The sequence below is a fragment of the Archangium gephyra genome, from assembly GCF_042230915.1.
In the GTDB taxonomy this organism is placed as follows: domain Bacteria; phylum Myxococcota; class Myxococcia; order Myxococcales; family Myxococcaceae; genus Archangium; species Archangium gephyra_B.
This window is the reverse complement of sequence record NZ_CP102578.1, coordinates 11,358,931-11,384,810: the sequence shown is the minus strand read 5'-3', so window position 1 is coordinate 11,384,810 and position 25,880 is coordinate 11,358,931. Positions and strand designations below refer to the sequence as shown.

The window sequence follows — 25,880 nt, the reverse complement described above, 5'->3', positions numbered from 1 at the left end:
GCACCTGCCTCCGGCTCCGAGGACCCATTGGAGCAACCGCTCGCCCGGCTCCTCGCTCTTCCCTCCTGGGCGGGGGGGGCGAGCGGGCGGCCCGGCCTTCGTTCCTTCCCGGGAAGGGGGTTTGCTCCGGGGCTGTCGGGCATGGCACAAGTTACCGGGAATGTTGTGGCGAGACGGCATGCACGGCCTGGGGGCGTTGGCCCTGGCGATGGTGATGGGCCTGGGTGCCTCCGCGCTCGCGCTCGATCCCGCGCGCCGTGTCACGCAGTACAGCCACGACGCCTGGAAGGACCTGGACGGGCTGCCGCAGAACTCCGTCTACGCGCTCGCGCAGACGCGGGATGGCTACCTGTGGGTGGCCACCTGGGAGGGCCTGGTCCGCTTCGACGGCGTGCACTTCACCGTCTACGACAAGCGCAACACGCCGGAGCTGCGCGAGGAGTTCATCCAGGCGCTCGCCGAGGACGTGGCCGGTACGCTCTGGGTGGGCACGGCGCGCGGGCTGCTCTCCTACCGCGAGGGCCGCTTCCAGGCGGTGGAGCTGGAGCCGGGGCCGGGCGAGGTGGAGGTGCTCGCGCTCGCGCCCGGTGGGGACGGGGGCGTGTGGGTGGGCACGACGCGAGGCCTCTTCCACGTGCGGGACGGGCGGACGCAGCACTTCGGCACCTCGGAGGGGTTGCCCTCCACGCGGGTGGCGGCGCTGCTGAGGGACCAGCGCGGCGTCCTGTGGGTGGGGACGGACAGGGGACTGGCGCGCCTGTCCGAGGGCCAGGGGGAGCCGGTGCGCGTGCCGGGAGGCTCGGGCCGGGGCTCGGTGCGGGCGCTGCTGGAGGGCCAGGAGGGCTCCCTGTGGGTGGGGACGGACTCGGGTCTGGTGCGCCTGCAGGAGGGCCGGGCCCGGCTCTACACCACGCGCGACGGACTGCCGGGCGACAAGGTGCGGGCCCTGGCCGAGGACCGGGACGGCAACCTGTGGGTGGGCGCCGAGGAGGGCGGACTGGCGCGCCTGTCGGAGGGTGGCTTCGCGGTGCTCGGCTCCAAGCAGGGCCTGTCCGGCGCGGGCGTCATCTCGCTGCTGGAGGACCACGAGGGCTCGCTCTGGGTGGGCACCGCGTCGGGTGGGCTGCACCGGCTGCGGGACGCGCCCTTCGTCGCCTTCGGCCAGCCCGAGGGCCTGCGCGACGAGCTCGTCTCCGTGGTGCTGGAGGACAGGCAGGGCGCGCTCTGGGTGGGCTCCTACTCGGGTGGGCTGACGCGCATGAAGGATGGCGAGCTCACCCACTTCGGCCAGGAGGAGGGGCTGCCCGTCGGCAACCTGCGTGCGCTCACCGAGGATCGGGACGGCAAGCTGTGGGTGGGCACCAGCGGCGGCGCCTTCCGCTACGACGGCCGGAGCTTCACCCGGGTGGGCCGCGAGCAGGGGCTGCCGGACGAGCTGCTCTTCTCCCTCTTCGCCGACTCGCGCGGGGACGTGTGGTTCGGCACGCTCGGCGGGCTGAGCCGGCTGCACGAGGGCACCTTCACGCACTTCGGCCCGGAGCGGGGCGGCCCGGAGCAGCCCGTCGTCTCCATCGCCGAGGACTCGGAGGGGACGCTCTGGTTCGGCTCCTTCGGGGGGCTGTACCGGCGGACGGCGGACGGCGCCTTCACGCGCTACACGACGGCGGAGGGGCTGGCGGGCAACCGGGTGGTGGACGTGTACGCGGACCCTCGGGGCGGTGTGTGGGCGGGCTCGAGCACGGGCCTCACGCTGGTGCGCGGCGGGCGCTTCACCCGCTTCACCACCGCGCAGGGCTTGGTGGACGACGCCGTCTTCCGCATCCTCGAGGACGCCGAGGGCCACCTGTGGATGAGCTGCAACCGGGGCATCTCCCGGGTGTCGCGGCGCGAGCTGGAGGAGGTGGCCGAGGGCCAGCGCACCACGGTGCGGCCGCTGCTCTTCGACCGGCGCGACGGCATGCGCAGCGCCGAGTGCAACGGGGGCATGTTCCCCTCGGGCTGGCGCACGCGGGACGGGAAGCTGTGGTTCCCCACGCTGCGGGGCCTGGTGTCGGTGGACCCGGAGAAGGTGGTGGTGCGCCGGCCGCTGGCCCAGCCGCGCCTGGAGGAGGTGCGGGTGCAGGGCCGGCCGGTGCCCTTCGCCGGCAAGCTGGTGCTGGAGCCGGGGCAGCGGGACGTGGAGTTCCGCTTCACCGCGCTGTCGCTGGGGGACTCGACGCGCCCGCCGCTGCGCTACCGGCTGGTGGGCCACGACGAGGACTGGGTGGATGGCGAGGACCGGCGCTCCGTCTCGTACACGCACCTGCCCCCGGGCGACTACCGCTTCATGGTGACGGCGGCCAACCGGGACGCGGTGTGGACGGACCCGGGCCCGGTGGTGGAGCTGACCGTCGTGCCGCGCTACTACCAGACGGGGTGGTTCTTCACGCTGTGCGCGCTGGGCGTGGGGGCGCTGGCCATGGGCGGCTACGCGCTGCGGGTGGGCCGGCTCAAGCGGCGCGAGCGCTGGCTGGAGGCGCGCGTGGATGAGCGCACGCGCGAGCTGGCCCGGGCCAACCGCGAGCTGGACGAGAACCTGCGCGCCCTGCGTCAGGCCCAGTCGCAGCTGGTGCAGGCGGGGAAGATGGTGGCGGTGGGCACGCTGGCCGCGGGCGTGGGCCACGAAATCAACAACCCGCTGGCCTATATCGTCTCCAACCTGGACCACGTCAGCGCGGAGACGGGGGCGCTCAAGCGGGAGCTGCCCGTGGGCGTGCCGGGCCGCAGGCGGCTGGAGGACATGGAGCGGGCGCTGAGCGAGGCGCGGCACGGCGCGGACCGGGTGCGGCGCATCGTGCAGGATTTGAAGACGTTCTCCCGCGGCGACGAGGACGTGAGCGGGCCGGTGGACCTGCACGCGGTGCTGGACTCGGCGGCGAAGCTGGCCAGCAACGAGCTGACGCCCCGGGCCCGGCTGGTGAAGGACTACGGCGAGTCCGGCTGGGTGGACGGCAACGAGTCCCGCCTGGCCCAGGTCTTCCTCAACCTCATCATCAACTCCGCCCAGGCGCTGCCCGAGGGCCAGTCGGCCACCCACGAGGTGCGGCTGGTGACGCGGCTCGACGGCGAGCGCGTGGTGGCCGAGGTCCGCGACTCGGGGTGTGGGATTCCCCCGGACGTGATAGGTCGCATCTTCGACCCCTTCTTCACCACAAAGCCGGTGGGTGTGGGCACGGGTCTGGGACTGGCCCTGTGTCACCGATTCATCACGGCCATGGGGGGGGAGATCGCCGTGGAGAGCGAGCCGGGCAAGGGAACCGTGGTTCGTGTGACACTACGGGCCGCGGCGGCGCCCGTGAGCGAGATCCAGGGAGTGCGTGCCATGCAACAAGAGCAGGAGGGTTCGCGAGTGCGCGGCCGGGTAATGATTGTCGATGACGATGTGATGGTGAGCTCGGCGCTCAGGCGGACGCTGGCGCGCGAGCACGACGTCGAGGTGGTGACGAGCTCGCGTCAGGCGCTGGAGCTGCTCAAGGGTCCCAAGGGCACGGAGGTGGACGTCGTCCTCTGTGACTTGATGATGCCGGACCTGACGGGCATGGAGCTGCACGCGGACCTGGAGACGTCGGCGCCGGCGGTGGCGCGGCGGATGGTGTTCGTCACCGGAGGGGCCTTCACTCCGGCGGCGCGCACCTTCATGGACACGGTGAAGAACGCGCGCGTGGACAAGCCCTTCGATCCGCAGCTGCTGCGCGAGCAGGTGCGGGAGTGGGTGGTCAAGGCCCGCAGCGGAGTGCCTGGCCAGGCGGCGTGAGCCGGCGGGCCTACAGGTCCAGGATGAGCTGACGGGAGCGGGCGCGCGACACGCAGACGAGCATGTTGCAGCGCGCGGAGCGCTGGGCCTCGGGCAGATAGGTGTCGCGGTGATCCGGGTCACCGTCGAGGACGCGGGTGAGGCAGGTGCCACAGGTACCGGCCTCGCAGTCGCTTTGGACGCGCAGCCCGTTCTTGCGCAGCACGTTGAGGACCGTCTGCCCGGGAGGCACGGGGTAGGAGGCGCCGGTGCTGCGGATGACCACCTGGAACTCGGTGTCGGCGCGGTCGCTGATGGCGCCGGTGGCCTCGGCGGAGAAGGCCTCGAAGTGGACCTTCTCGCGGGGCCAGGCGTGGAGGATGGTGGCGTCGCGCACGGCGCGCATGAGGGGCGCGGGGCCGCAGCAGTAGACGCGGGTGCCGCCGGTGCGCGTGGCGAGCAGGGCCTGCACGTCGAGCCCGCGCGCGGCGTCTCCCCCGTCATGGTGGAAGGTGACGTGGCCGGCGAAGGCGGGCGAGGCGAGCAGCTCGCGGAAGGCGGTGCGCTCGGGTGAGCGGGTGCAGTAGTGCAGGTGCCAGGGGCTGCCCTGGCGCTGGAGCTGCCACGCCATGGAGAGCATCGGGGTGATGCCGATGCCACCGGCGATGAGCACGTAGTTGCGCGCGTACAGCAGGGGGAAGTCGCAGAGGGGGAGGCTGGTGGTGAGCACGTCGCCCACGCGCACCTGGTCGTGCATGGCCTGGGAGCCGCCGCGGCCCTTGGCGTCGCGCTGCACGGCGATGAGGTAGCGGTGCGTCTCGCTGGAGTCGTTGCACAGCGAGTACTGGCGCCTGAAGCCGCCCGGGACGTGGACATCCAGGTGGGAGCCGGCCTCGAAGGCAGGCAGCGAGCCGCCGTCAGCGGGGACGAGCTCGTAGGAGCGGATGCCTTCGGCTTCGGGCGAGATGCGCTGGACGCGCAGGCTCAGGCTGTCTTGGGCCACGGTGTTGTTCCTCCCAGGACTTCAGGCCGCGCCGGGTGTGTGCGAGGACCCGAGCCGGCCGCCGGGAGGATGGGCAGTAAACCCCCCGGGGGCAACGGACCGGGGGACACACCGTTCGATGGATGCTGGACAGCGCGGGCCGCCGAGGGGGCTCAGCCCTCGTTGGCGTCGGGATTGAAGGCGATCTCCCGTCGGCCCAACAACACATTGGCGGCCGCCTGGAGCTCCTCGCGCTGCTGGTGGATCTTCTGGCGGAGGCTGGGGTCATGCCCGCCGAGCTGCGAGGGATCCTTCTCGGCGAGCTGGGCCTGGAGGGCGGCCTCGACGACGGCGCGGGGCGCATCGGGGCGCACGCCGAGGAGCGCCGCGGCCCGGTTGCGGTCCATCTGGCGAGAGCCGCTCTCGGACGGCGCGCCGTAGGCCTCCTCCTCCTGCTGCGAGCCCTTGCGGCGTCCGCCCACGAGCGTGAGGACGAGCGCGCCCAGGAAGGAGAGGCCCGCGACACCGGCGGCCACCTGCACCTTGAAGGGGCGCTCGCGCTCCTCGCGGAGGATGGAGAGGGAGACGAGGTGCTCGTCGCGCGCGTCGCCGGAGGTCTTGTCGACTTGGCGGGTCAGCTCGGCCTCGAGCTGATCGAGCTGGGCGGGCGAATAGGACGAATAGGACGTCTTGGCGGCGGTGGACAGGTAACCGGCGTATCCGCCGGAGAGCAGCGCGACCAGGAACAACAGAATCCGCATGAAAGATCCCCTCAGTGGGCGCGAGAATACCGTTCCCCGTGCGGTGAGGCAGGTTCTCTGAGCAGGAGGGGATTTCACCCGGTGTCCCTCCTCCCCCTCGCCCTCCGGGAGAGGGTCGGGGTGAGGGTCTCGAGGGCCTCGGGTTGCCCTCTGTGCGGCCAGCCTGGCAGCTCCTTCCGCCGTGCGATGCCACCCCCTTGCCACGGACGCACCTTGAGGCGGAGCCCGCCGCACGAGGAGGCCCACCGATGCCCATTGCGCGCACAGCCCCGCTGCTCGTCCTGCTGATGAGTGGCACCCTTGCCTTCGGGGGCGAGGCCCCGTCCCGCGTCCCCCCACCCCCCGGCCCCCCGCCCGCGCCGCTGGTGAGTCCCCTGGAGCGCACCATCCGGGTGGAGGGGATGGGCGAGGTGAAGGTGGCACCGGACGAGGCCTTCCTCGACGTGGCGGTGGAGACGCTGGCGCCCACGGCGAAGGCGGCGGCGGAGGAGAACGCGCGGAAGATGGACAAGGTGATCGCCGCGCTGGTGCAGGCGGGGATTCCGCGCAAGGAGATCGAGACGCGCAACTTCGCGGTGTTCCCCGAGTTCCAGCCGCAGCCGAGGCCGGACGAGGCGCCGAAGCTGAAGGGCTACCGGGTGAGCAACCAGGTGGAGGTGCACGTGCGCGAGCTGGCGCGGGTGGGGGCGCTGCTGGACACGGCGTTGGGGGCGGGGGCCAACCGGGTGGACTCGGTGCGCTTCGGGCTGAGCAAGCCGGAGACGGTGCAGGGCGAGGCGCTGCGCAACGCGGTGGAGCGGGCGAGGCAATCCGCGCAGGTGCTGGCGTCGGCGTTGGGGGTGAAGCTGGGAGCGGTGCTGGACGCGAGCACGGTGACGGAGCCGCAGCGTCCCTTCCCGGTGGCGGCGCGCTTCGAGCTGGCGCGGGCGGGCAACGCGGCGGACGTGACGACGCCCATCCAACCGGAGGAGCAGACGGTGACGGCGCGGGTGACGCTCATCTTCGCCATCGAGCCGGGCCCGGGTCCGGGCAGGTAGCAAACGAGGGGAGGACCCCGGGGAGCGATGGGCTCTCCGGGGTCTCCACGTGAAGCCCTAGCGAGGCAGATCCGCGTCGCGGCGGGCGGCGTCGAAGGTACCGGCGATGTTGGGAGGCATCTCCGCGCGGATCTTCTGTGCCAGCTTCTCGGTGATCTGCGAGTGGAGGGAGCCGAAGACGACATGGAGCACGAGGCGGACGTTCTCGGGCTCGATCTGCAGCCGCTCGGCGATGTCCAGGTAGAAGTCGTCCTTGTCGAACTTCTGAGCGTTGGCGCTGCGCTCCTTCCAGCTGCGCTCGAAGAGCCTGCGCAGGCCTTCGGGGAACTGCTCCCGGAGCTCCTGCACCAGCCCACCGGGGAGCCGCTCGCACAGCGCGCTCATCACCGCGTCCGCCACCTCTGTCGGGGAGTACTCGGGGACCTCTCGGTTGATATGCGCCAGGAACGACTCCACGCTCGTCCCTACGCCCTCTCCCGACCAGGACTCCGTCTCCAGATTTTGCATCATGGCCATGGGTGTGTCCGCCTCCTTTCCCTGTCAGGTTGGCGACGTACAACCCGGGCGGCAGCAGGCAGGGGACGGAGGCCCTGCCCGCCGGGGTCTCGGCTCCCGGACCCGAGGGACCCGCCTCAGGGGGCCGGCCGGGGCGCCTTGCCGCTCCGAGGCCCTGCGTACAGGTCGATGACCTCGGTGAGGGCGTGCTGGCACACGGCGCAGAAGGGCACCCGGTCGCGGGTGAACATCACGCAATCGGCCTGGGGCCGGTAGTAGCCGCGGGCCTCGTACATGGCGCCCTCGAAGGCCCCCACCTTGCCGGCGTACTGCTGCTGGCCGAGGAACTTCTCCTCCCAATCGCGCTGGGCGGTGAAGAGCGCATCCATCTCCGACTCGGGGCGGCGCTCGGCGCGGATGCGGCGGCGCTGCTGCTGCACCTCGAGCGCGTGCTTCTCGTACTCGTCCTTCTGCCAGGGCGTGGGCAGCGGCGTGCCGGGCGCCACCAGGTGCTTCCACTTGAGCTGGGCGGGGTCCTTGAGCGCGGTGACGTTCTTCTCCCACGGCTCCACGCGCTCCTCGGCGGGGGCGTAGGCGGACTCGGAGGTGTAGTACTCGTCCGCGAGGCCCGCGAAGTGGTGGCCGAACTCGTGGACGAAGACATAGGGGGCCCAGAGGCTGTCGGCGGCCACGGTGCCGTAGAGGCCGAAGATGCCTCCGCCGCCGTAGGTGTTGCCGTTGACGAGGATTTCGACGAACTCGTAGGGCGCGAAGGAGGCGATGTCGCGGAAGCGGCGGTTCTCGAAGGTGAGGACGTAGCGCTCGCTGCCGAAGGCGTCATAGGTGGCGCCCACGGGCGAGTCGCGGTGGATGCCGGTGGAGGGGCGGGAGATGCCGGACTCGCGGGCGGCGGGCATGAGGCCCCACACGTTGAAGTCCTGCTTGCGCTCCTTGAAGGGCGAGAAGCTGAAGAGGATGTCCACCAGCCGCCGCGCGTCCTTCTCGAACTTGGCGCGCTCCTTCTCGGTGTAGCCATCCCCGAGGATGAGGAAGTCCACCTTGTCCGCGGACGGGCCGTTGTCCACCAGCTTCAGCAGCGGGCCGGGCGAGGCGGGCGCGGACGGGTCGACGAACATGTCCTGGGGGTCCACGGTGAAGCTCCACACCTCGCGCAGGGAGTTGTCCTTCGCGCGCTTCTTGAGCATCACCTGCACGGGCTTCTCCGGGGAGGGGAAGCGCAGGGACTCATGGAAGGTGCGGTTCATCTCGCGGGCCTCGGGAGTGCTCTCCCACTCGCCGTAGATGGAGGCGAAGCCGCGCGAGTACAGCAGGCGGTTGGTGGCGCGGTCGCGCACCTCGAAGAGGTACTTGCCGAGGTTGGTCTCGTCGACGGCGCGAGCGGGGCTGCCGGGCCAGGGCAGCGGCTCCACCACGAGCCGGTCGAGACTGAAGCGCTCCTCGGTGGCGTTGCCGGTGTGGAAGTAGTCGACGCGGAAGGTGCGGGGGGCCGGAGCGCCGGTAGCGCTCGCGGCCAGCAGCAGGGCCAGGAGTACGTTCATGCGCGGGAACGTACCCGAGACCGCGTCAGAACGTCCCCGACAGCGTGGCGCCCGCGCCGTCCGGACCCGCCGTGACGCCCACCGACACCGGAGGTGCCTCGTTGGGGGAGAGGAAGTAGAGCACGGTGCCGGTGGCGAGCGCCGCGCCCGAGCCCACGAGCAGCCCCATCATGGTGTTCTGCTTCCGCGCCACGTTGCGCAGCAGCTCCACGCCCCGGGTGTCGCTGGCCTGAATCTTCCCGCCGGCCAGGTGCCCGTTCTTCGGATCCGTCAGCTCCTCCCACTCCGGCTGCACGGAGAGCCGCACGATGCCCGCGCCCACCAGCGCCGCCACCCCCGCGCCCAGCGTCACGTAGGACACCACGCGCAGCGGCCGCACGGCGCCGGACTCCGCCGTCACCTCCGGGGTGAGCACCGCCACCGAGGGCTCATCCCAGGGCGGCTGGTGGTTGGGCGACGCGACCACGAGGCTCGGCTGATCCTTGCCCGTGGTGACGAAGTCCACCAGCGCGGAGAGCGACTCGGACGGGGCGTCGAGCCCCTGCGTCTTGACGCCTCCCTCGCGCAGCTTCTGGCCTCCCTCCACGTTGAGCACGGTGGCGGCCAGCCACTTCGGCCCGCTGCTCGTCCCCTCGAGCTTCACCACGATGACCTCTTCCACGCCCAGCGTGCCGCCCAGGCGCACGGCGTGGGACAGCTCCGACTCGCCCTCTCCGTCCGACGCGAGGCACGGGAAGGGACTGGCCGAGATGGAGCCCTCGTAGGCCAGGTCCACCAGCACCGGCGTCTCCGCGCCCTGCACCGGCAGCTGCCGCGGGAAGCTGAGCGCCTCGCCCTTCTTCACGCTCAAATCGTAGGTCCCCGCGGGCACCGCCAGCACCAGCGGCGTCTGCCCCACGCTCCGGCCATCGAGGAAGACCTCGGAGGGGGACAGGTTGGACTTCACCGAGAGCTTCACCTTCTTGCCCCGGGCCAGGTCGCCGCGCAGCTTGTCGAACGCCTGGCGCGTGGAGGCCGTGTAGTAGTCCGGATCCAACGTGTACGCCGGCTCCAGCCGCAGCACGTTGCGGAAGGCGTCGTCGCTCTCCTTCACCTTGCCCAGCGCGCGCTGGTTCATGGCCAGCAGCAGCTGCGTGTCCACGTACAGCTTCCAGCGGGCCTCGCCCGGCGGCAGCCGCGTCACCTGCCGCAGCACCTCGTCGATGGCCTGGGCCGCCTTGGCGTGGCGCGCCTCGTAGAACTGGCCCTGGGCGGCCTCGAGCTGCCGCTTGATGTCCTCGAAGCTGCCGGAGGGGGGCGGGAACAGCCGCTCGGCGAAGTCCGCCGCGCCCAGGACGTTCTCCCCCGGGCGGGTCGCCAGGTTGTCGTAGAGCGCCTTGGCGTGGCCGCTGAGCTCCGCGTTCTTGCAGTCGCCGCTGGCCACCACCACGCGGCGCGGGGCCGCTCCCGCCACGCCACCGAGCGCCAGCGCGAGCACCACCACCATTGAGTACGAGTCTTTGAGGAAGGTCATGATCGGAGACGGATTGCAGGGCCCGTTCCGCCGGCTGCCGGGCATCCGGGCCCGGAGATACCAGCCGTCACGCCACGCCCACAACCCACCCTCCGGGCGCCAGAACGCAGTCATTCCGCGGCCTTGGGCGGGCCTCCGGCTCCCTACCCGTCACGGTGGCCCGGCCCTCCGCTCCAGGATTCCAGCGCGGGGGGACCCCCCGTTGCGTCCCGATCATGGACGGACCGTCCCCGTGCCCGGAGCGCCACCTCGCCTGCCCACCGGGGGACCCACCCCCGTCTTCCGTGCGCCGCCGTGTGTCATCTCCATCTTGGCAACGGGGATGTGACGGCCAGGACAAGCACGGAGGGACGATGCGGCGCGCGTGTGGCGCAACAGTCTTCTGGGCCCGAGGAGCCATCCGTTCAGGCTTCGAACACTGGAACTTGCGCCCGTCTCGGGCGTGCCACAGCCTGGGAGCACATGGCACGCGCCCTCGGCGGGTGAGGGGAATCCCTCATGTGTCCGCCACCCGAAGATGACCGCCAGGCAGTGCCGCCATGACGAAACCATGACATGGCTTGGGGAGAGTGACGCCGCCATGAACATCGCCGTAATGGTCAATCTGCGCGCACGCCGGGGCTCCGAGAGAATCGGCGGCATGGTGCAGCGCTTCTTCCCCCGGGCCCGCCTGGCCCTCACCCGCTCGCTGGAGGAGGCCCGGACGTGGATCTCCGAGCAGCTGCGGCCCAACCCGCCCACGCTGCTGCTGGCCGGAGGCGGTGACGGCACCATCACCGGGCTGCTCAACGAGCTGCGCGAGCAGGGGGTGGCGCTGCCGGCCATCGGCGTGCTGCCGCTGGGCACGGGCAACGCGTGGGCGCGTGTCACCGGAGCGCCCAAGCCCTCGGTGGCCCTGCGCCAGCTCGCCGCGTGTGGCGAGCGCCTGCCGCCCCTGCGTCCCTTCTCGTTGGTGCGGCTGGAGAACCGGGTGGCGCCCTTCGCCGGGACGGGCTGGGACTCGGAGACGCTGCAGGACTTCAAGGATCATCTCTCGAAGTTCCCGGCCGGGCCCCTGCGCGAGGCGAACGCGGGCCTGCGCGGGTACATGAGCGCCTTGTTCACGCGCACCATTCCCCGGCACCTGTTCGGCAAGACCCAGCTGCAGGTGAAGGTGTACAACCTGGGGGCGCCGGCGCTCACCGTGGACGAGCGCGGCATCATCATGCCGCTGCCCCACGGCGAGACGGGCGCGCTGCTCTACGAGGGCCCCGCGGGAGTCGCCGGAGCGGCCACCACGACGGAGTGGGGCTTCGGCTTCAAGGCCTTCCCCTTCGCCCAGGCGGTGCCGCACCGGCTGTCCGTGCGCGTCTATGGCGCGGGCGTGACGGAGGCCACGCTCAACATGCGCAAGCTGTGGCGCGGCCATCACCCGATGCCCAAGATGCACGACTTCTTCGTCGAGCGCTTGCGCATGGACTTCGATCGCGACGTGCCCTTCCAGATGGGTGGTGACATCATGGGCATGCGCCGCTCGCTGGAGTTCGACCTGGCCGAGGAGTCCGTGCAGTTGGTGGACTGGCGGCAGCTCCAGCGCCTCGTGGCCTGAAGAGGAGGGCCATGGAGGAGAAGAAGGCGAGTGGCATCCGCCGGTTCGAGATCGTCTCGGTGGTGGCCGAGGGCCCCAGCTGCAGGGAGTTCGCCGGGCAGCCCGGCACGGTCATCTGGTGCGACCCTCCCGTGCGCAGGCGGGGGGAGTGGACCGAGTGGGGTTACTGCGTCTACTTCCCCGGGCTGGAGCGCTACGCCTCGTTCCTGGAGTCCAGCCTGCAGCCGACGGGCAGGCTCGACGCCGAGGAGGCCCACCTGGGCCAGCGGTACGAGCTGAGCTTCGACACCGTCCTGGGCGCGGACGCGGACGTCGTCGAGGGCAGCTATCGCGTGCCGGGCCGCCTCTGGGAGATCTTCCTCTTCACCAAGAAGGACGTCCCCGAGCCCCGGCACGTCTCCAGCACCTGGCAGAGCGGCATCACGGGCCTCGAGTTCGTCCTCCCGAAGGGGACGGTGCTCGATCGGAAGGCCGTGCTGCGAGGGATGGCGGAGGCGTTCGGCACGGAGGGCTGGGTCGAGGTCCGTGGCCCGGACTCCCTGCTGCTGAAGTGAGGACAGGGGTGACGGCGTTCGTCCCCGCCGCTTGACGGAGTGTCCATTCGACACTATGCGGTGGTGGGAACGGAACGAAAGGAGCCCCTGTGAGCTACACCTACGAGTACCCGCGCCCGTCGTTGACGGTGGACTGCGTGGTGTTCGGCCTGGACGATGAGGACCTGAAGGTGCTGCTCATCAAGCGCGGCGTGGAGCCCTTCCAGGGCCGGTGGGCCATGCCCGGGGGCTTCGTCCGCATGGACGAGTCGCTCGAGGACGCCGCGCGCCGCGAGCTGCAGGAGGAGGCCGGCATCCGCCCCAACCTGATGGAGCAGCTCTACACCTTCGGCGCGCCGGACCGCGACCCGCGCGGCCGGGTGGTGAGCGTGGCCTACTTCGCCCTGGTGAAGCTCTCGGACCACCGCGTGCACGCCGCCACCGACGCCCGCGAGGCCGCCTGGTTCTCCGTCTATGACGTGCCCAAGCTGGCCTTCGACCACGCGGACATCCTCGCCACCGCCCACCAGCGGCTGAAGGGCAAGGTGCGCTACCAGCCCATCGGCTTCGAGCTGCTGCCGCCCAAGTTCACCCTCACCCAGCTGCAGCGCATGTACGAGAAGATCCTCGAGCGCGAGCTCGACAAGCGCAACTTCCGCAAGAAGCTGCTCGCCATGGATCTGCTCGAGGAGCTCGACGAGGTGGAGCAGGACGTCTCCCACCGCGCCGCGCGCCTCTACCGCTTCGACCACAAGAAGTACAAGCAGCTGGAGAAGGCCGGCTTCAACTTCGAGCTGTAGGCCTCCTCACCCCACGGGCCATTGGCTTGACTTCGTGTTTTATCGACACTAACTTGGTGTCCGTAGAACACGACGTCTACCCAGGCCCACCTGGGAGAGGAGAGCCATGTCCGCGCTGCCCTTCGAGCTCGCCGCCGCCACCGTGCAGGGCCGGGAGCACGCCCGAGCCGGACGCAACAACCAGGACGCCTTCTGGGCCCGGGCGAGCGAGCACGGCCTGGCCGCCGTCGTCACGGACGGGTGCGGCAGTGGCGCCCAGAGCGAGCTGGGCGCGCAGCTCGGCGCCCGCCGCGTCGTCGAGGGCGCGCTCTCGCTGCTGGGCCGGCAGGTGCCCGTGGGCTCGCCCGAGTTCCTCCAGCAACTGGGCGCGGACGTCCTGTGCTTCCTCCAGGCCATCTCCGGAGAGCTTGGCGAGCGGGCCATCGGCGAGGCGCTCCTCTTCACCGTCGTGGGTGCCGTCGTCACCCCGGAGCACACGCTCGTCTTCTCGGCGGGCGATGGGCTCTGGGCCCTCAATGGCGAGGTGAACCGGCTCGGGCCCTTTGCCAACAACGCGCCGCCATACCTCGCCTATGGGCTGCTGAAGCCGGGCGCCGTGTCCCTCAAGGCCAACAGCCTCCGGCCCACCGCCGAGGTGGACTCGCTGCTGCTCGGCACGGATGGGGTGTCGGACCTGGCGGGGCTCGCCGAGGCCCGGGTGCCCGAGCGCGAGGAGCCCGTGGGCCCCCTCTCCCAGTTCTGGAGTGAGGGCCGGTACTTCTCCAATCCGGACGCGCTGCGCCGCCGCCTCTCGCTCCTCAACCGCGAGTCCGTCCGCGCCGACTTCCCCGCCCGGCGCCTCGAGCGCGTCCCCGGGCTGCTCTCCGATGACACCACCCTCGTCGTCCTGCGCCGCCGGCAGGGGAGGGCTTGAGCCATGGACGTGTACCTCGAGGGAAAGAAGCGCCGGTTGAACCCGACGAAGGCGCTCGGCAAGGGCGGCGAGGCGGATGTCTTCGACCTCGGGGACGGGCGCGTCCTCAAGCTCTTCAAGCCTCCCGAGCACCCCGACTACGACAACCTCCCCCATGAGCAGGCCGCCGCCCGGACGCGCATCGCCGAGCACCAGCGCAAGCTGCCCGCCTTCCCCCGGCCCCTGCCCGCGCGGGTGGTGTCGCCCGAGACGCTCGCCACCGACAAGCAGGGCAGGACGCTGCTCGGCTATGCCATGCGCAAGCTCGAGGGCGCCGAGCCCCTGCGCCGCTTCGGAGATCCGTCCTTCCGCCGCGCCGGGGTGCCGTCCTCCCGCGTCGCCGAGCTCTTCCGCGGCCTGCACCGCACGCTCTCCGCGCTCCACGGCAGCGGCGTGGTGGTGGGCGACTTCAACGATCTCAACATCCTCGTCACCGGCAACGATGCCTGGCTCATCGACGCGGACAGCTTCCAGTTCGGGCCCTACCTCTCCACCGTCTTCACCGAGAAGTTCCTGGATCCGTTGCGCTTGGGGGGCGCGGCCCAGGGGCTGATGCCCTCGCGCCCGGCGTCCGCGGACAGCGACTGGTATGCCTTCGCCATCGCGCTGATGCAGAGCCTGTTGTGCGTGGGGCCCTATGGCGGCATCCACCGCCCGAAGGCTCCCGCGCCCAAGGCCACGCCCACCGCGCGCGTCCTCCAGCGCCTCACCGTCTTCCACCCGGACGTCCAGTACCCCAAGCCCGCCACGCCTTTCGGTGTCCTCCCGGATGACCTGCTGCACTGCCTCCACCGGGTGTTCGTCGAGGACGCCCGGGGGCCGTTTCCGCTGCCGCTGCTGGACTCGCTGCGCTTCACCGTGTGCGCCTCGTGCGGCGTGGAGCATGCGCGGGTCTCGTGCCCCACGTGCCGCCCGAGCGCGCCGCTGGCCACCACGCCCGTCACAACGGTGCGCGGCCAGGTGGTGGCCACCCGGCTCTTCACCACCGAGGGCGTCATCCTCCACGCCTGCGTCGAGGACGGGACGCTGCGCTGGCTCTTCCACGCGGAGGGGGCCTACCGGCGCGAGGAGGGCTCGGCCGTGCTGCAGGGCGGGTTGGACCCCACGCTGCACTGGGCGATGCAGGGCGCCGTCACGCTGGTAGGGAAGGGCGGGGAGTACGCGGTGCTCGCCCCCGGCCAGCGCCCCGAGCGGCTGGGGGTGGACGCGCCCGAGCAGCGCCCGGCCTTCGCGGCCAATGCGCGCCACCGCTACTGGGCCCACGCGGGAGCCCTGTGGCGTGATGGAGCGTTCGGTCCCGAGCGGCTGGGTGAGGTGCTCGATGGGCAGACGCGCCTCTTCATGGGGCCGCGCTTCGGGCTTGGCTTCCACCGCGCGGGCTCGTTGCGCGGCGCCTTCGTCTTCGACGCCGAGCGTCCGGGCCTCCGGGATGGCCTGGCGCTGCCGTGGCCCTCGGGCCGGCTGGTGGACGCGGAGGCCGTGTTCGAGGGCGCCCACTGCTGGCTCTTCCTCGCGGAGGAGACCGGCGGCCGGACGGTGAACCACTGTGTCGTGGTGGGCGCGGATGGCGCGGTGAAGGCCAGCGCGAAGGGCGAGGCGGGGGATGGCTCGTGGCTCGGCTCGCTGAGGGGCAAGTGCGCCTCGGGGGAGGCCTTGTTCGCCGCCACCGACGCGGGGCTCGTCCGCGTGGAGCTGCGCCAGGGCCGGCTCGAAGTGGTTCGCGAGTTCCCCGACACCGAGCATTTCGTCGACGCCGACAGCCGCCTCTTCCTCTCGCGGCACGGGCTCACCGTCGTCCGCCGCCAGGACATCACCGCCCTGCGGATGACGTGAATCTCCGAGGCTCGGCGCTGCTACTGGGGGTGTATGGCAGTAGCAGGTCTCCGGGCCACCGGTGGGTCGCCTGACGGGCGGACCAGCCCTTCCATGTCAGGCTGCCCACCATCCAGGCGTCCATCAGCGGAATGGGTGCGGTGTGCTGCGCCGCGTCCCACTCCGCTCGCGAGTCCCCGCCGCGCTGGCGCCTGTCAGATCCGGCGCGGCCCGGACGTCTTTTCGCGGGGGGGATGTCGTGTCAGGGCCCCCGGATAGAACCCAAGACATCCAAAGACACAGGACGGTTTACCGTGAGCGATGAGGCCAGAACCCTCTTCATCAGCCCTGCCCAGCAGGATGACGCAGAGCTCCAGGTGTTGAAGAACATCCTTGAAAGGAATGGGTACGAGATCCGGGACTCGCCCATCGACAACTCCAGGCCCAACGCGGCCACGAACGAGCAGCACATCAAGTCCAAGATCCTGGCGCCGTGCATCGACCAGGTGGACGCGGTGCTCGTGGTGATCTCCTCCGCCACCCGCACGCGGCCCTGGGTCGACTGGGCGATTGAATGCGCGCAGCAGCAGGACAAGCGCATCGTGGGCGTGTACGTCCAGGGGGGCCAGGTCTCGGACCTCCCCGCCAACTTCCAGATGTACGGGGATGCCCTGGTGGGCTGCTGGCAGGCCGACCGTGTGATGGATGCCATCGAGGGCAGGAGCAACACCCTGTTCATGCCCGATGGCGAGACGGAGTTCCCGGAGCGGGACATCGACCGCTTCACCTGCGGGGAGCCGAAGCCCGAATGAAGCTCTATACCTATGTGGTTGCCCGGGACTACGGTTTCGCCCCGAACCCCTTCTTCGGCCTGTGCACCCTCGCCACCTGCAAGCCCCGGATTCGCGAGGGCGCCCAGGTCGGCGACTGGGTGGCCGGGACCGGCTCGAAGAAACATGGCCTGGGCGACCATCTCGTCTATGCCATGCGGGTGGGCGAGACGCTCACGTTCGATGAGTACTGGGCGAATCCACGCTTCCGTTCGAAGCGCCCCAACCTGCGCGGGAGCCTCAAGCAGGCGTTCGGCGACAACATCTACCACCGCGACCCTTCCAGCGGGCTCTGGCGCCAGGAGAAGTCCCACCACAGCCACGGCAATGGCCAGACCAACAGTGCCAATGTGAAGAATGACACCCAGACCAACCGCGTGCTGGTGAGCGACTGGTTCGTCTACTTCGGTAGGGATGCTGTCGAGATCCCCGCGCGGTTCCGGCAGGGCAAGGAGGAGACCGTTACCCGCCATGGGCGGAACCACCTGGTCAACTTCCGTCCCGGGTTCGAAGAGGAGTTCATCGCCTGGGTCCTCTCCCTGGGTCAGAAGGGCTTCAGGGGAGAGCCGATAGCGTTCCGCAGGCAGCTGGCCAAGACGGGGACGGGCATCCGGAAGCAGGTTCGGAGGTCGGCATGAGCTGGCTCATCGAGTTCGCGGCAGCGGCTGAGAAGACCGACACCCTGGCCGGGAAGCCCGACCACAAGGAGATCCTGGCAGCCGGCCTGCTGGGCGAGGTCGGTGGTGTCCTGGCCGAGTTCAAGAAGAACAAGCGGGAAGGTCCCGCCTATCCGCTCTACAAGGAGCGGCTGGTGGACGAGGTTGGCGACACGCTGTGGTACTTCGTGCGGCTCGCCGACGTCGACGCGCCTGGCCTGCTCTCGACGCTGCCCCTCGGTGCTTGGGGCGACGCGGGAGATGGGTCGGCCCGGAATCTGTCCCTGGGCGCTGCAGCCGGCCGCGTGCTCGAAGCCGTCCAGCGCTCCAGTCAAGACGGCTTGCGCACCGCACTCCTGGACACCTGGCAGTGTTTGCGTGCGGTCGCGGCCGTCGCCGGCGTCGAGCTGGAAGCGGCGTCCAGGCTCAACCGCGACAAGATCGCGAGCCGCTGGCAGACCGAGAAGAAGCCGCATGCGCTCTTCGATGAGGCGAGTCCCGAGCAGGAACAGCTCCCCCGCCTCTTCACTATCGACTTCATCGAGCGAGGCACCCCGGAGAGGCCGCAGATCCTGCTGCGGTACAAGGACATCAACATCGGGGACCGCATCACCGACAACATCGCCGACCCGGACGGCTACCGCTACCACGATATCTTCCACTTCGCCTACGCGGTCTACCTGGGCTGGTCCCCGGTGCTCCGCTCCCTTCTCCGCTCCAAGCGCAAGAGCGACCGCTTGGCCGACGAGAACCAGGACGGTGCGAGGGCCGCCATCATCGAGGAGGCGATCTCCGCCATCGTCTTCAGCCGTGCGAAGCGGGTGGGTTTCTTCGAGAAGCTCCAGCAGGTGGACTATGACCTGCTGAAAAGCATCCAGGAGTTCACGAAGGGGTACGAGGTCGCTGTCGTTCCCGTGTGGCAGTGGGAGGAGGCCATCCTCGAGGGGTTCCGTGCCTTCCGCCAGCTCAAGGAACTGAAGGGGGGCCGAGTGACGCTCCATCTGAATGCGCGCCAGCTCATCGTGGAGCGGCTAAGGTAGGCCGCCTCATGCGAGGCTTCCCCCGGCAAGTCACACTCTTCTCTCCCGAGCCGAGGCCCTCCTCGGCCCGTGACATCCGCCTGCCGGGAGGGAAGGTTCTCCGCACCACGCCCGTGTTCGACACGTACTGGCGCTTCGCGGCGGAGCGGCAGGAGGTGTTCTTCCGGCGGCTGTCCGGCAGCGCCCCGCCGTGGACCGAGGACCCCGTCCTGCGATCGTTCCGGTTCACCAACGTCTACCGGGCCTCGGACCGGGTGAGCCAGTACCTCATCCGGCGCGTCATCTACGAGGGCCCGCAGGAAGAGGAGGAGGTCTTCTTCAGGACCCTGCTCTTCAAGCTCTTCAACCGCATCGAAACCTGGGAGATGCTCGAGGCCCGGCTGGGCCCCATCACGTGGAAGTCCTTCGACTACGAGCGGGCCGACGCGGTGCTCGGCGCCGCGCTCCAGGAGGGCAGCCGCTTGTACTCCGCAGCGTACATCATGCCCTCGCCGCTCTTTGGCGCGGCCCGCAAACACACCAACCACCTGGAGCTGCTGCGCCGGATGATGGTGGACCACGCTCCCCGCAAGGTCGCTTCCGCTCGCTCGCTGCGCGAGGTCTTCCAGCTGTTGCGCTCCTATCCCTCTCTGGGGGACTTCCTGGCGTTCCAGTTCACCATCGACTTGAACTACAGCGAGCTGATCCGTTTCGAGGAGGCCGAGTTCGTGGTCGCGGGTCCTGGCGCGCGCAGCGGGATTGGTAAGTGCTTCAGCGACACCGGCGGGCTGGGCGAGGACGAGGTCATCCACGCAGTGACGAGGATGGCCGGACAAGAGTTCAACCGGCTGGGGCTTGGCTTCCGGACCCTTTGGGGCAGGGAACTCCAGCCCATCGATTGTCAGAACCTATTCTGCGAAGTCGACAAGTACTCGCGGGTGATGCACCCGGAAGCCACACCGGAGGGTGGGCGCACTCGCATAAAGCAGCGGTATGAGGCTCGCCCGGTCCCTGTCCCCCACTGGTACCCTCCCAAGTGGAAGTTGTCTCCCAGCGCATCAGAAAAATAGGGATCCTGTTGAGGGGGTGGGCTGGTGCGGAGGGGACGAGGAGACCGGCGGCCGGACGGTGAATCACTGCGTCGTGGTGGGCGCGGATGGCTCGCTCGTGGCTCGGCTCGCTGAGGAGCAAGTGCGCCTCGGACACACCGCCCTGCGGATGACCTGAGTCACCGCCTGGCTCAACCTCCAGCGCCGAGCGCCAGGGTGGAGAGGCTCGCGAGCAGGGGTGCCAGCACGGAGAGCGCCTGCTGGAAGTCCTGGAGCGCGGTGCTCCGCAGGCCGAGCCAGGTGCGGACGGCCTCTTGCTCCTGGGTCCAGTCCTTCCAACTCGTGCCCTCGGCGGGGGACGACGGCACGAGCCGGGCCGCGAGCGCCTCGCCCACCGCTGTCAGCGTCTTGCGCGTGGGCACGTACACGCTGGCGAGAATCCCCGTGTAGTAGACGCCGTAGCTCATGATGCGCCACGGCTCGAGGAGCTCGCCCAGGGAGGGGGCTAACTCGGTGAGCAGGTCGCGGAACGCGCCGAAGCTCAGGGTCGCCGTCCCGATGGTGGCGGCGGAGAAGACGAGGAAGCGTTCCAGGCGCGACCGGAGCCGCTGATAGCGCAGCACCTCGTCATCGACGCCCGCCGCTTTGGGCCCTCCTCGCCGGGCGGCCGGCTCCTGCGGGTAGGCGAGCAGTTGGACGTGCACGTTCAACATGCCAGCGGTGTGCAACGTCGCGAAAGCCGCCGAGAGCAGGCCCAGGATGGAGAACCTCGCGCGCAAGTGCGGCAACTGGAGCATCGCCTCCAGCTCCACCGGCAGGGTCTCCCATTGCTGGGTGATGATTTGACCCAGGAAGGGGAATGCGCTCATTCCCCCGGCGATGAGCGTACAGAGCGCCACCGCCGTCCATTCGCTCCTGCCGCCCGGCCGATCCAGGCGGTGGCTCTTGTAGTCATCGAGGACGACGAACACGGAGACCACCCAAAGCGCGGTCTGGACTCCCATGAGCAGGTGCCAGAGCCGCACCCGGTTCGGTTCCCAGAGGACGCCCAGGAAAAGGCCCGTTGCCGCCAGGCTCAGGGGGCAGAGAACGGAGATGCCGAGCGGCGATCGGAAGAGGAGCGAGAGAGTCGAACGGCCTGCATCACGCGGCTCCGGCATGAACCCCCCAGGGCGGCGAGGGAGACGGGGCGGTCCCCTCGTGTGTGGCGGGCAGGATGCCCGAAGGCGGTGTCCCGGGCACGAGCAGGCCAATGGACCCTGTTGGCGGGCCAGCATGAGCGCCAGCCCCGAACCGGGCCACCTCGGCTTGACACTGTGTCCTTTGGACACTATGTTGGTGTCATTGAAACACGAAGGGGGATGCACATGAAGACGCAGTCGAGCCTCAAGGAGCTGCCGCTTCCGTCGTTCTACAAGTCCGCCAATGCCGCCGCTTACGCCTACGGCCCCAACGCCATGGCCCTCCAGGCCGAGGCCCAGACCTGGCGCGGCGCCCACGGCCTCGCGGCCTCCGCCACTGACTCCTTCAACCTCCACCTGCTCCTCATCGACGTCCAGAAGGACTTCTGCTTCCCCGAGGGCTCCCTCTACGTCGCCGGCCGCAGCGGCCGCGGCGCCATCGACGACAGCCGCCGCATCGCCGAGTTCATCTACAAGAACCTCGGTGCCCTCACCAACGTCACCACCACGCTCGATACCCACTTCGCCTACCAGATCTTCTTCCCGTCCTTCTGGGTCGACCAGAATGACCAGCCCCTCACCGCCTACCGCGAAATCACCCGCGAGCAGATCGAGCGCGGCCAGGTCCGCCCCAATCCCGCCATGGCCAAATGGCTCTGCGGCGGCAACTACCCCTGGCTCCTCAAGCAGGTGAAGTACTACTGCGAGGAGCTCGAGCGCGCCGGGAAGTACACCCTCTACCTCTGGCCCCCTCACTGCCTCCTCGGCGGCGATGGGCATGCGATCGCCGGGGTCGTCCAGGAGGCTCGGCTCTTCCACTCGTTCGCCCGCGGCGCCCAGTCCTGGGCCGAGGTCAAGGGCGGCAATCCGCTCACCGAGAACTACTCCGTCCTCCGGCCCGAGGTCCTCTCCCGCCACGACGGCCAGCCGCTCGCCCAGCGCAATACCCAGTTCTTGAAGACTCTCCTCACCGCCGATGCCGTCGTCATCGCAGGCCAGGCCGCCAGCCACTGCGTGAAGAGCTCCATCGATGACCTGCTCGGGGAGATCCTCGCCCAGGACGCCGCGCTCGCTCGCAAGGTGTACCTGCTCACCGACTGCATGTCCGCTGTGACTGTCCCCGATGGCAAGGGCGGGTTCGCCGCCGACTTCACTCCGCAGGCCGATGCCGCCCTCAAGCGCTTCGCCGATGCCGGCATGCACCTCGTGAAGTCCACGGATCCGCTCGCTTCGTGGCCGGATCTCCGGATCTCGTAGTCAGCACGGTTCCTCGACACCCTCACCCCGACCCTCTCCCGATGGGAGAGGGAGTGGGACTTCTATTCCCTCACCCTGACCCTCTCCCAGAGGGAGAGGGGACTTCCTTCCACGGAGGCTCAGATGAGCTCCCAGTCCAGCAATGGCAACAGCTCCAGCGCCAATGTCTCTCAACTCTTCCAGGCCGCTCACGCCGAAGGCGTCCTCAGCCCCCAGGCCCTCCAGGCCCTCACCGTCGTGGACCTCGGTGCCCAGATTCAGGCCGGCCTCGGCATCAGCGTCGATGACGTCCAGGCCTCCGAGGTCGTCCTCGTCACCGTCATGCCCGACGACTCCGGCTCCATCCAGCACTCCGGCCACGCCCGCACCGTCTGCGATGGCCACAACCTCGTCCTCGATGCCCTCCTCTCCTCGCAGCAGAAGGACGGCATCCTCTTCCACACCCGCTACCTCAACGGCTTCGTCCTCAACCCCTTCCGGCCCCTCGAGGACGTCGTCCGCATGCACTCCAAGAACTACGACCCCGACAAGGGCACGCCCCTCTATGACCAGGCCGTCGTCCTGCTCGGCACCGTGCTCGCCAAGGCCCAGGAGTTCACCCGCAACGGCGTCTCCGCCCGCACCGTCACCCTCCTCATCACCGATGGTGCCGACTGCCACTCGCAGTCCTCCCGCGCCCGCGAGGTCGCCGCGCTCGTGAACGACCTGCGCCGCGCCGAGAACCACATCGTCGCCGCCATGGGCATCGACGACGGCAGCACCGACTTCCGCAAGGTCTTCCGCGAGATGGGCATCGAGGACAAGTGGATCCTCACCCCCGGTCAGAGCGCCCAGGACATCCGCAAGGCCTTCCAGGTCTTCAGCCAGTCCGCCGTCCGCGTCAGCCAGGGCGCCGCCAGCTTCAGCCGCACCGCCCTCGGCGGCTTCGGCGCCTGACGCCCCGCCCCCCCTCCAGCCGGGCATGGGGGACCCGCTTCTTCCGGACACATCTTCGTGTTGCTGAGTAGGGAGGGCGCCGGAGGACCGGCTTCCTCCATCTCTCCGGGAGGAATCGCGTGGTCCCTCGCAGCCCTCGCCACGTTCCGTCTCGCAGCCGCTCCCTCCGCCCGGAGGCGCCATGAGCCTCAATCGCGTCATGACCGCGGCCGTCGCCATGCTCGCCGCCCTGTCCGTGGCTGGCGCCGCCTCGCTCATCCTCCTGACGACCTTCCTCCACCGCACCACCGAGAGCATGGGCAGCTCCGTGGAGGGCGTCCGCCTCGCCGAGGCGCTCCAGGTGGATCTGCTCTCCCTCTTCCGGTTGTCGGATTCGCTCCTGCGCATCCCCGCCGACTCCTCCCGCTCGTTCGAGGCCATCGAGTCCAACCTCCGGCTCCACCTCGACGAGGCCCGGCACAACGCCTGGTCGCCCGAGGAGCAGGCGCTGCTCGCCGAGGCCGAGCGCACCATCTCTGGCTACCTGCTCGCCCGGGAGAGTGTCGCCCAGCTGCCTCCCGAGCAGGCCGCCCGGCAGCTCGGCCCCCGCTTGGAGGTGGCGCTCGCCGCGTTGGATCGGCTCGTTGCCTTCAACGTCAACGAGGCCCGCACCATCCAGCTCCAGGCGGACCGGTGGGACCAGCTCGCCAACATCGGCGGCATCTGCGTGGCCGCGCTCCTGGTCCTGGGCGGGGGCGCGCTGCTGTGGTGGCTGCGCCACTCCGTCTTCCGCCCCCTGCTCGACATGAGCCGCGCCATGCGCCGCTTCGGGGCCGGCCGCAAGCGCACCCGCGCCCCCGAGGCGGGCCCCCTCGAGCTGCGCGACATGGCCCGTACCTTCAACGAGATGGCCAACTCCCTGGCGCGCCAGCAGGAGGAGCAGCTCACCTTCCTCGCCGGGGTGGCGCATGATCTGCGCAACCCCCTCTCCGCGCTGAAGATGTCCGCCGCCCTCGTCACCTCCGGCCGGCCCATCCCCGAGGAGCGCATGCAGAAGACGATGGCCCTCGTGCGCCGCCAGGTGGCGCGCCTGGACCGGATGGTGGGGGACCTGCTCGACGCCACAAGCATCGAGGCCGGCCGCTTCGAGCTGAGCCTGGAGGAGCGCGATGCCCGCGAGCTGGCCACCTCCGTGGTGGAGCTGTACCAGGCCGGGGGCTCCTCCCATGACCTGCGGCTCCAGGTCCCCGAGGAGCCCGTCCTCCTGAGCTGCGACGCCATGCGCGTGGAGCAGGTGCTGCACAACCTGGTGAGCAACGCGCTGAAGTACTCGCAGGGCAGCAGCCGCGTGGACGTCATCGTCGCGCGCGAGGGCGAGGAGGCGGTGCTGAGCGTGGTGGACCGGGGCATCGGCATCTCCAACGAGGAGCTGCGCACCCTCTTCACGCCCTTCCGGCGCACGGGGCCGGCCCGCGACAAGGCACCGGGCGTGGGCCTGGGCCTGTCGGTGGCCCGGCGCATCGTCGAGGCCCACGGGGGCCGCATCGAGGTGGAGAGCCGCCCCGGCGTGGGCTCCACCTTCCGCGTCCGGCTGCCCCGCGCCCACGCCGCCGTCCAGCCGGCCCGGCCCGGGGACGCCACCCCGAGCCCGGCCGATACCGTGCACTGAGCGACGGCCGCTGCTGCAAGGCCGCGTGCTTCACGGAGGGGCGGCGTGGGTGCGGAAGATGTCACAGAGCATCCGGGTGCCCGCCGGCGTCCCATCCGTCACCCAGGGCTCCATTCCATGGATGCCCTCATCGGCCCAGAACACCACGAAGTCCCCGTGCCGCGTCAGGCCATCGCTTCGAACGAAGCCCCGCGCCTCGGACGGCTGGAGCGGCGTGGTGCCGGCGCTGGTCCCATCCGTCACCCAGAGCGAGGGTGCGCCGGAGTCCTCCCAGGTGGTGATGAGCCACCGGCCGTCCGGCAACCGGGCGCTCTCCTCCGAGCGGAGGCGCAGGGAGAGGCCGTCGAGGCGGACGGTGCTCTCGGGCGTTCCGTTGCTCCGGTAGACGCCGTCTCCCGCCGAGAAGAGCAGGGTGTCTCCCAGGGACACGAGCCCGGGCGGCGGGCCCGAGGGGAGCTCGGTGAGCATCCGGGTTCCCGCCGCGGTGCCGTCGCTCGTCCATAACCCCAGCCGGTCCAGGCCGTTGGAGGCGATGAAGTAGAGCATGTCTCCCACGAGGAGGGGCGTCGTGGCGAAGCGCAGGGGCTCGGGCGAGCCTTCGCCGTGGAGGAGCGTGGTGCCCTCGGGGGTTCCGTCGCTCGTCCAGACTCCATAGGCGGCGGGGATGAACACGCGCGAGCCGACGGCGAAGAGGGCGGGCGTGTCGCCATGGGGAATCATGACGTGGCTGAGCGCCGCGACGCGCATCGTGCCCCCGGCGGTGCCATCGCTCTTCCACAGCTCGAGGTTCCAGGCGTCATCGAAGGCCACGAAGAACAGCGTTCCGCCCGCACACGTGAAGGAAGTCGACGTGTGGAGCTGCGGGAAGTCCCACGGGCGCGAGGCGAGCTGGACGGTGCCCTCGGGAGTGCCGTCGCTCTTCCAGAGGCCCCGGAAGGTCGCCGCGCCCGCATGCTCCTGGAAGAACAGCTGGCCGTTACAGGTGGTGAGGTGGCCGGGATTCTTCCAGCCCTCCCGAGGCCCGAAGTGGACGGTGCCCTCGGGAGTGCCGTCGCTCTTCCAGAGGGTGTTGCCGGAGAGGGCGGTTTCCGTGTTGATGAACAGGGAGCCGCCCACGGCGGCCAGTCCGGTGATGAGCCCGCCGGTGTTTCCGGGAAGGAGCTCCCGGACGAGCCGTGTCCCCTCCGGCGTCCCATCCGTCCGCCAGGGCTCCTGGCCCGTGCTCTCCCCGATGGCCGTGAAATAGAGCGTCGAGCCGAGGGTGACGGGCGCGGGTGCTCCGTCCATATACACCCAGGAGCCCTGGTTCCAGGAGTCGAGCCGTGGAGCTCGGCCCACCTGGAGGTCCTTCACCAGCGAGAGCGGGAGGCCGGGCGTGGAGATGCACGAGAGGGCCTGCTGCGGTGAGTCCTGCTCTGGCGCGGGGCCGGCGCACCCGAGGGCGGCCGAGAGCAACAGGCATGACAGCGGAGGGCGGTGATGGCTGGGGTTGAGAGGCAT

21 protein-coding genes are annotated in these 25,880 nt (G+C 70.1%); 14 read left to right on the top strand and 7 right to left on the bottom strand.

The features are described 5' to 3' along the window. Positions 1–160: 160 nt before the first annotated feature. Positions 161–3,793, top strand: a complete 3,633-nt coding sequence (locus tag NR798_RS45005) for a two-component regulator propeller domain-containing protein (protein WP_375768799.1) — start codon at positions 161–163, stop codon at positions 3,791–3,793. A 10-nt stretch (positions 3,794–3,803) separates the two neighbouring features. Here the strand turns inward: NR798_RS45005 and NR798_RS45000 are convergent, their stop codons facing one another. Beyond that, a complete protein-coding gene (locus NR798_RS45000; protein WP_375768798.1) occupies positions 3,804–4,775 on the bottom strand; it encodes a PDR/VanB family oxidoreductase in 972 nt (323 codons plus the stop codon). Positions 4,776–4,927: 152 nt separating this feature from the next. Next, positions 4,928–5,515, bottom strand: a complete 588-nt coding sequence (locus NR798_RS44995) for a hypothetical protein (protein ID WP_375768797.1) — start codon at positions 5,513–5,515, stop codon at positions 4,928–4,930. A 248-nt stretch (positions 5,516–5,763) separates the two neighbouring features. Here NR798_RS44995 and NR798_RS44990 point away from each other — a divergent pair, with 248 nt between their 5' ends. Further along, a complete protein-coding gene (locus tag NR798_RS44990; RefSeq protein ID WP_375768796.1) occupies positions 5,764–6,552 on the top strand; it encodes an SIMPL domain-containing protein in 789 nt (262 codons plus the stop codon). A 57-nt stretch (positions 6,553–6,609) separates the two neighbouring features. Here NR798_RS44990 and NR798_RS44985 read toward each other — a convergent pair whose 3' ends face one another. The 3 genes from NR798_RS44985 to NR798_RS44975 all read right to left on the bottom strand — a co-directional run bounded on the left by NR798_RS44985 (position 6,610) and on the right by NR798_RS44975 (position 10,119). Next, the gene (locus tag NR798_RS44985) at positions 6,610–7,068 is read right to left on the bottom strand and encodes a DUF2267 domain-containing protein (protein WP_375768795.1); all 459 of its coding nucleotides are present in this window, start codon (positions 7,066–7,068) and stop codon (positions 6,610–6,612) included. Between the two features lie 116 nt (positions 7,069–7,184). Further along, complete coding sequence (locus NR798_RS44980; RefSeq protein ID WP_375768794.1) at positions 7,185–8,606, bottom strand: IgA Peptidase M64; 1,422 nt, start codon at positions 8,604–8,606, stop codon at positions 7,185–7,187. A 25-nt stretch (positions 8,607–8,631) separates the two neighbouring features. Next, the gene (locus NR798_RS44975) at positions 8,632–10,119 is read right to left on the bottom strand and encodes a PEGA domain-containing protein (protein WP_375768793.1); all 1,488 of its coding nucleotides are present in this window, start codon (positions 10,117–10,119) and stop codon (positions 8,632–8,634) included. Between the two features lie 580 nt (positions 10,120–10,699). Between NR798_RS44975 and NR798_RS44970 the strand changes: the two genes are divergently transcribed. The 9 genes from NR798_RS44970 to NR798_RS44930 all read left to right on the top strand — a co-directional run bounded on the left by NR798_RS44970 (position 10,700) and on the right by NR798_RS44930 (position 19,379). After that, complete coding sequence (locus NR798_RS44970) at positions 10,700–11,707, top strand: diacylglycerol/lipid kinase family protein (RefSeq protein WP_375768792.1); 1,008 nt, start codon at positions 10,700–10,702, stop codon at positions 11,705–11,707. An 11-nt stretch (positions 11,708–11,718) separates the two neighbouring features. After that, the gene (locus tag NR798_RS44965) at positions 11,719–12,261 is read left to right on the top strand and encodes a hypothetical protein (protein WP_375768791.1); all 543 of its coding nucleotides are present in this window, start codon (positions 11,719–11,721) and stop codon (positions 12,259–12,261) included. Positions 12,262–12,350: 89 nt separating this feature from the next. Beyond that, positions 12,351–13,040: an NUDIX domain-containing protein gene (locus NR798_RS44960; RefSeq protein WP_375768790.1), complete on the top strand. Its 690-nt coding sequence runs from the start codon at positions 12,351–12,353 to the stop codon at positions 13,038–13,040. Between the two features lie 106 nt (positions 13,041–13,146). Continuing rightward, on the top strand, positions 13,147–13,953 hold the full coding sequence (locus tag NR798_RS44955) for a protein phosphatase 2C domain-containing protein (RefSeq protein ID WP_375768789.1): 807 nt from the start codon (positions 13,147–13,149) through the stop codon (positions 13,951–13,953). A 3-nt stretch (positions 13,954–13,956) separates the two neighbouring features. After that, positions 13,957–15,825, top strand: coding sequence for a hypothetical protein (locus NR798_RS44950; protein WP_375768788.1), 1,869 nt, complete (start codon positions 13,957–13,959; stop codon positions 15,823–15,825). Positions 15,826–16,118: 293 nt separating this feature from the next. After that, positions 16,119–16,616 carry a TIR domain-containing protein gene (locus NR798_RS44945; protein WP_375768787.1) on the top strand — a complete coding sequence of 166 codons (498 nt, stop codon included), beginning with the start codon at positions 16,119–16,121 and terminating at the stop codon, positions 16,614–16,616. Continuing rightward, positions 16,613–17,272, top strand: a complete 660-nt coding sequence (locus NR798_RS44940; protein WP_375768786.1) for a hypothetical protein — start codon at positions 16,613–16,615, stop codon at positions 17,270–17,272. The genes NR798_RS44945 and NR798_RS44940 overlap by 4 nt, the downstream gene beginning before the upstream one ends. Next, the gene (locus NR798_RS44935) at positions 17,269–18,330 is read left to right on the top strand and encodes a pyrophosphatase (protein WP_375768785.1); all 1,062 of its coding nucleotides are present in this window, start codon (positions 17,269–17,271) and stop codon (positions 18,328–18,330) included. The genes NR798_RS44940 and NR798_RS44935 overlap by 4 nt, the downstream gene beginning before the upstream one ends. An 8-nt stretch (positions 18,331–18,338) precedes the next feature. Beyond that, positions 18,339–19,379 (top strand): nucleotide kinase domain-containing protein, encoded by a 1,041-nt coding sequence (locus tag NR798_RS44930; RefSeq protein WP_375768784.1) that lies wholly within the window; start codon positions 18,339–18,341, stop codon positions 19,377–19,379. A gap of 170 nt (positions 19,380–19,549) precedes the next feature. Here NR798_RS44930 and NR798_RS44925 read toward each other — a convergent pair whose 3' ends face one another. Further along, positions 19,550–20,518 carry a hypothetical protein gene (locus tag NR798_RS44925; protein ID WP_375768783.1) on the bottom strand — a complete coding sequence of 323 codons (969 nt, stop codon included), beginning with the start codon at positions 20,516–20,518 and terminating at the stop codon, positions 19,550–19,552. A 207-nt stretch (positions 20,519–20,725) separates the two neighbouring features. Here NR798_RS44925 and NR798_RS44920 point away from each other — a divergent pair, with 207 nt between their 5' ends. The 3 genes from NR798_RS44920 (at position 20,726) to NR798_RS44910 (ending at position 24,380) form a co-directional block, all read left to right on the top strand. Then, positions 20,726–21,796: a nicotinamidase gene (locus NR798_RS44920; RefSeq protein ID WP_375768782.1), complete on the top strand. Its 1,071-nt coding sequence runs from the start codon at positions 20,726–20,728 to the stop codon at positions 21,794–21,796. Between the two features lie 123 nt (positions 21,797–21,919). Further along, complete coding sequence (locus NR798_RS44915) at positions 21,920–22,732, top strand: hypothetical protein (RefSeq protein WP_375768781.1); 813 nt, start codon at positions 21,920–21,922, stop codon at positions 22,730–22,732. Between the two features lie 181 nt (positions 22,733–22,913). Then, on the top strand, positions 22,914–24,380 hold the full coding sequence (locus NR798_RS44910; RefSeq protein ID WP_375768780.1) for an ATP-binding protein: 1,467 nt from the start codon (positions 22,914–22,916) through the stop codon (positions 24,378–24,380). Between the two features lie 30 nt (positions 24,381–24,410). Here NR798_RS44910 and NR798_RS44905 read toward each other — a convergent pair whose 3' ends face one another. Then, positions 24,411–25,880: a hypothetical protein gene (locus tag NR798_RS44905; RefSeq protein WP_375768779.1), complete on the bottom strand. Its 1,470-nt coding sequence runs from the start codon at positions 25,878–25,880 to the stop codon at positions 24,411–24,413.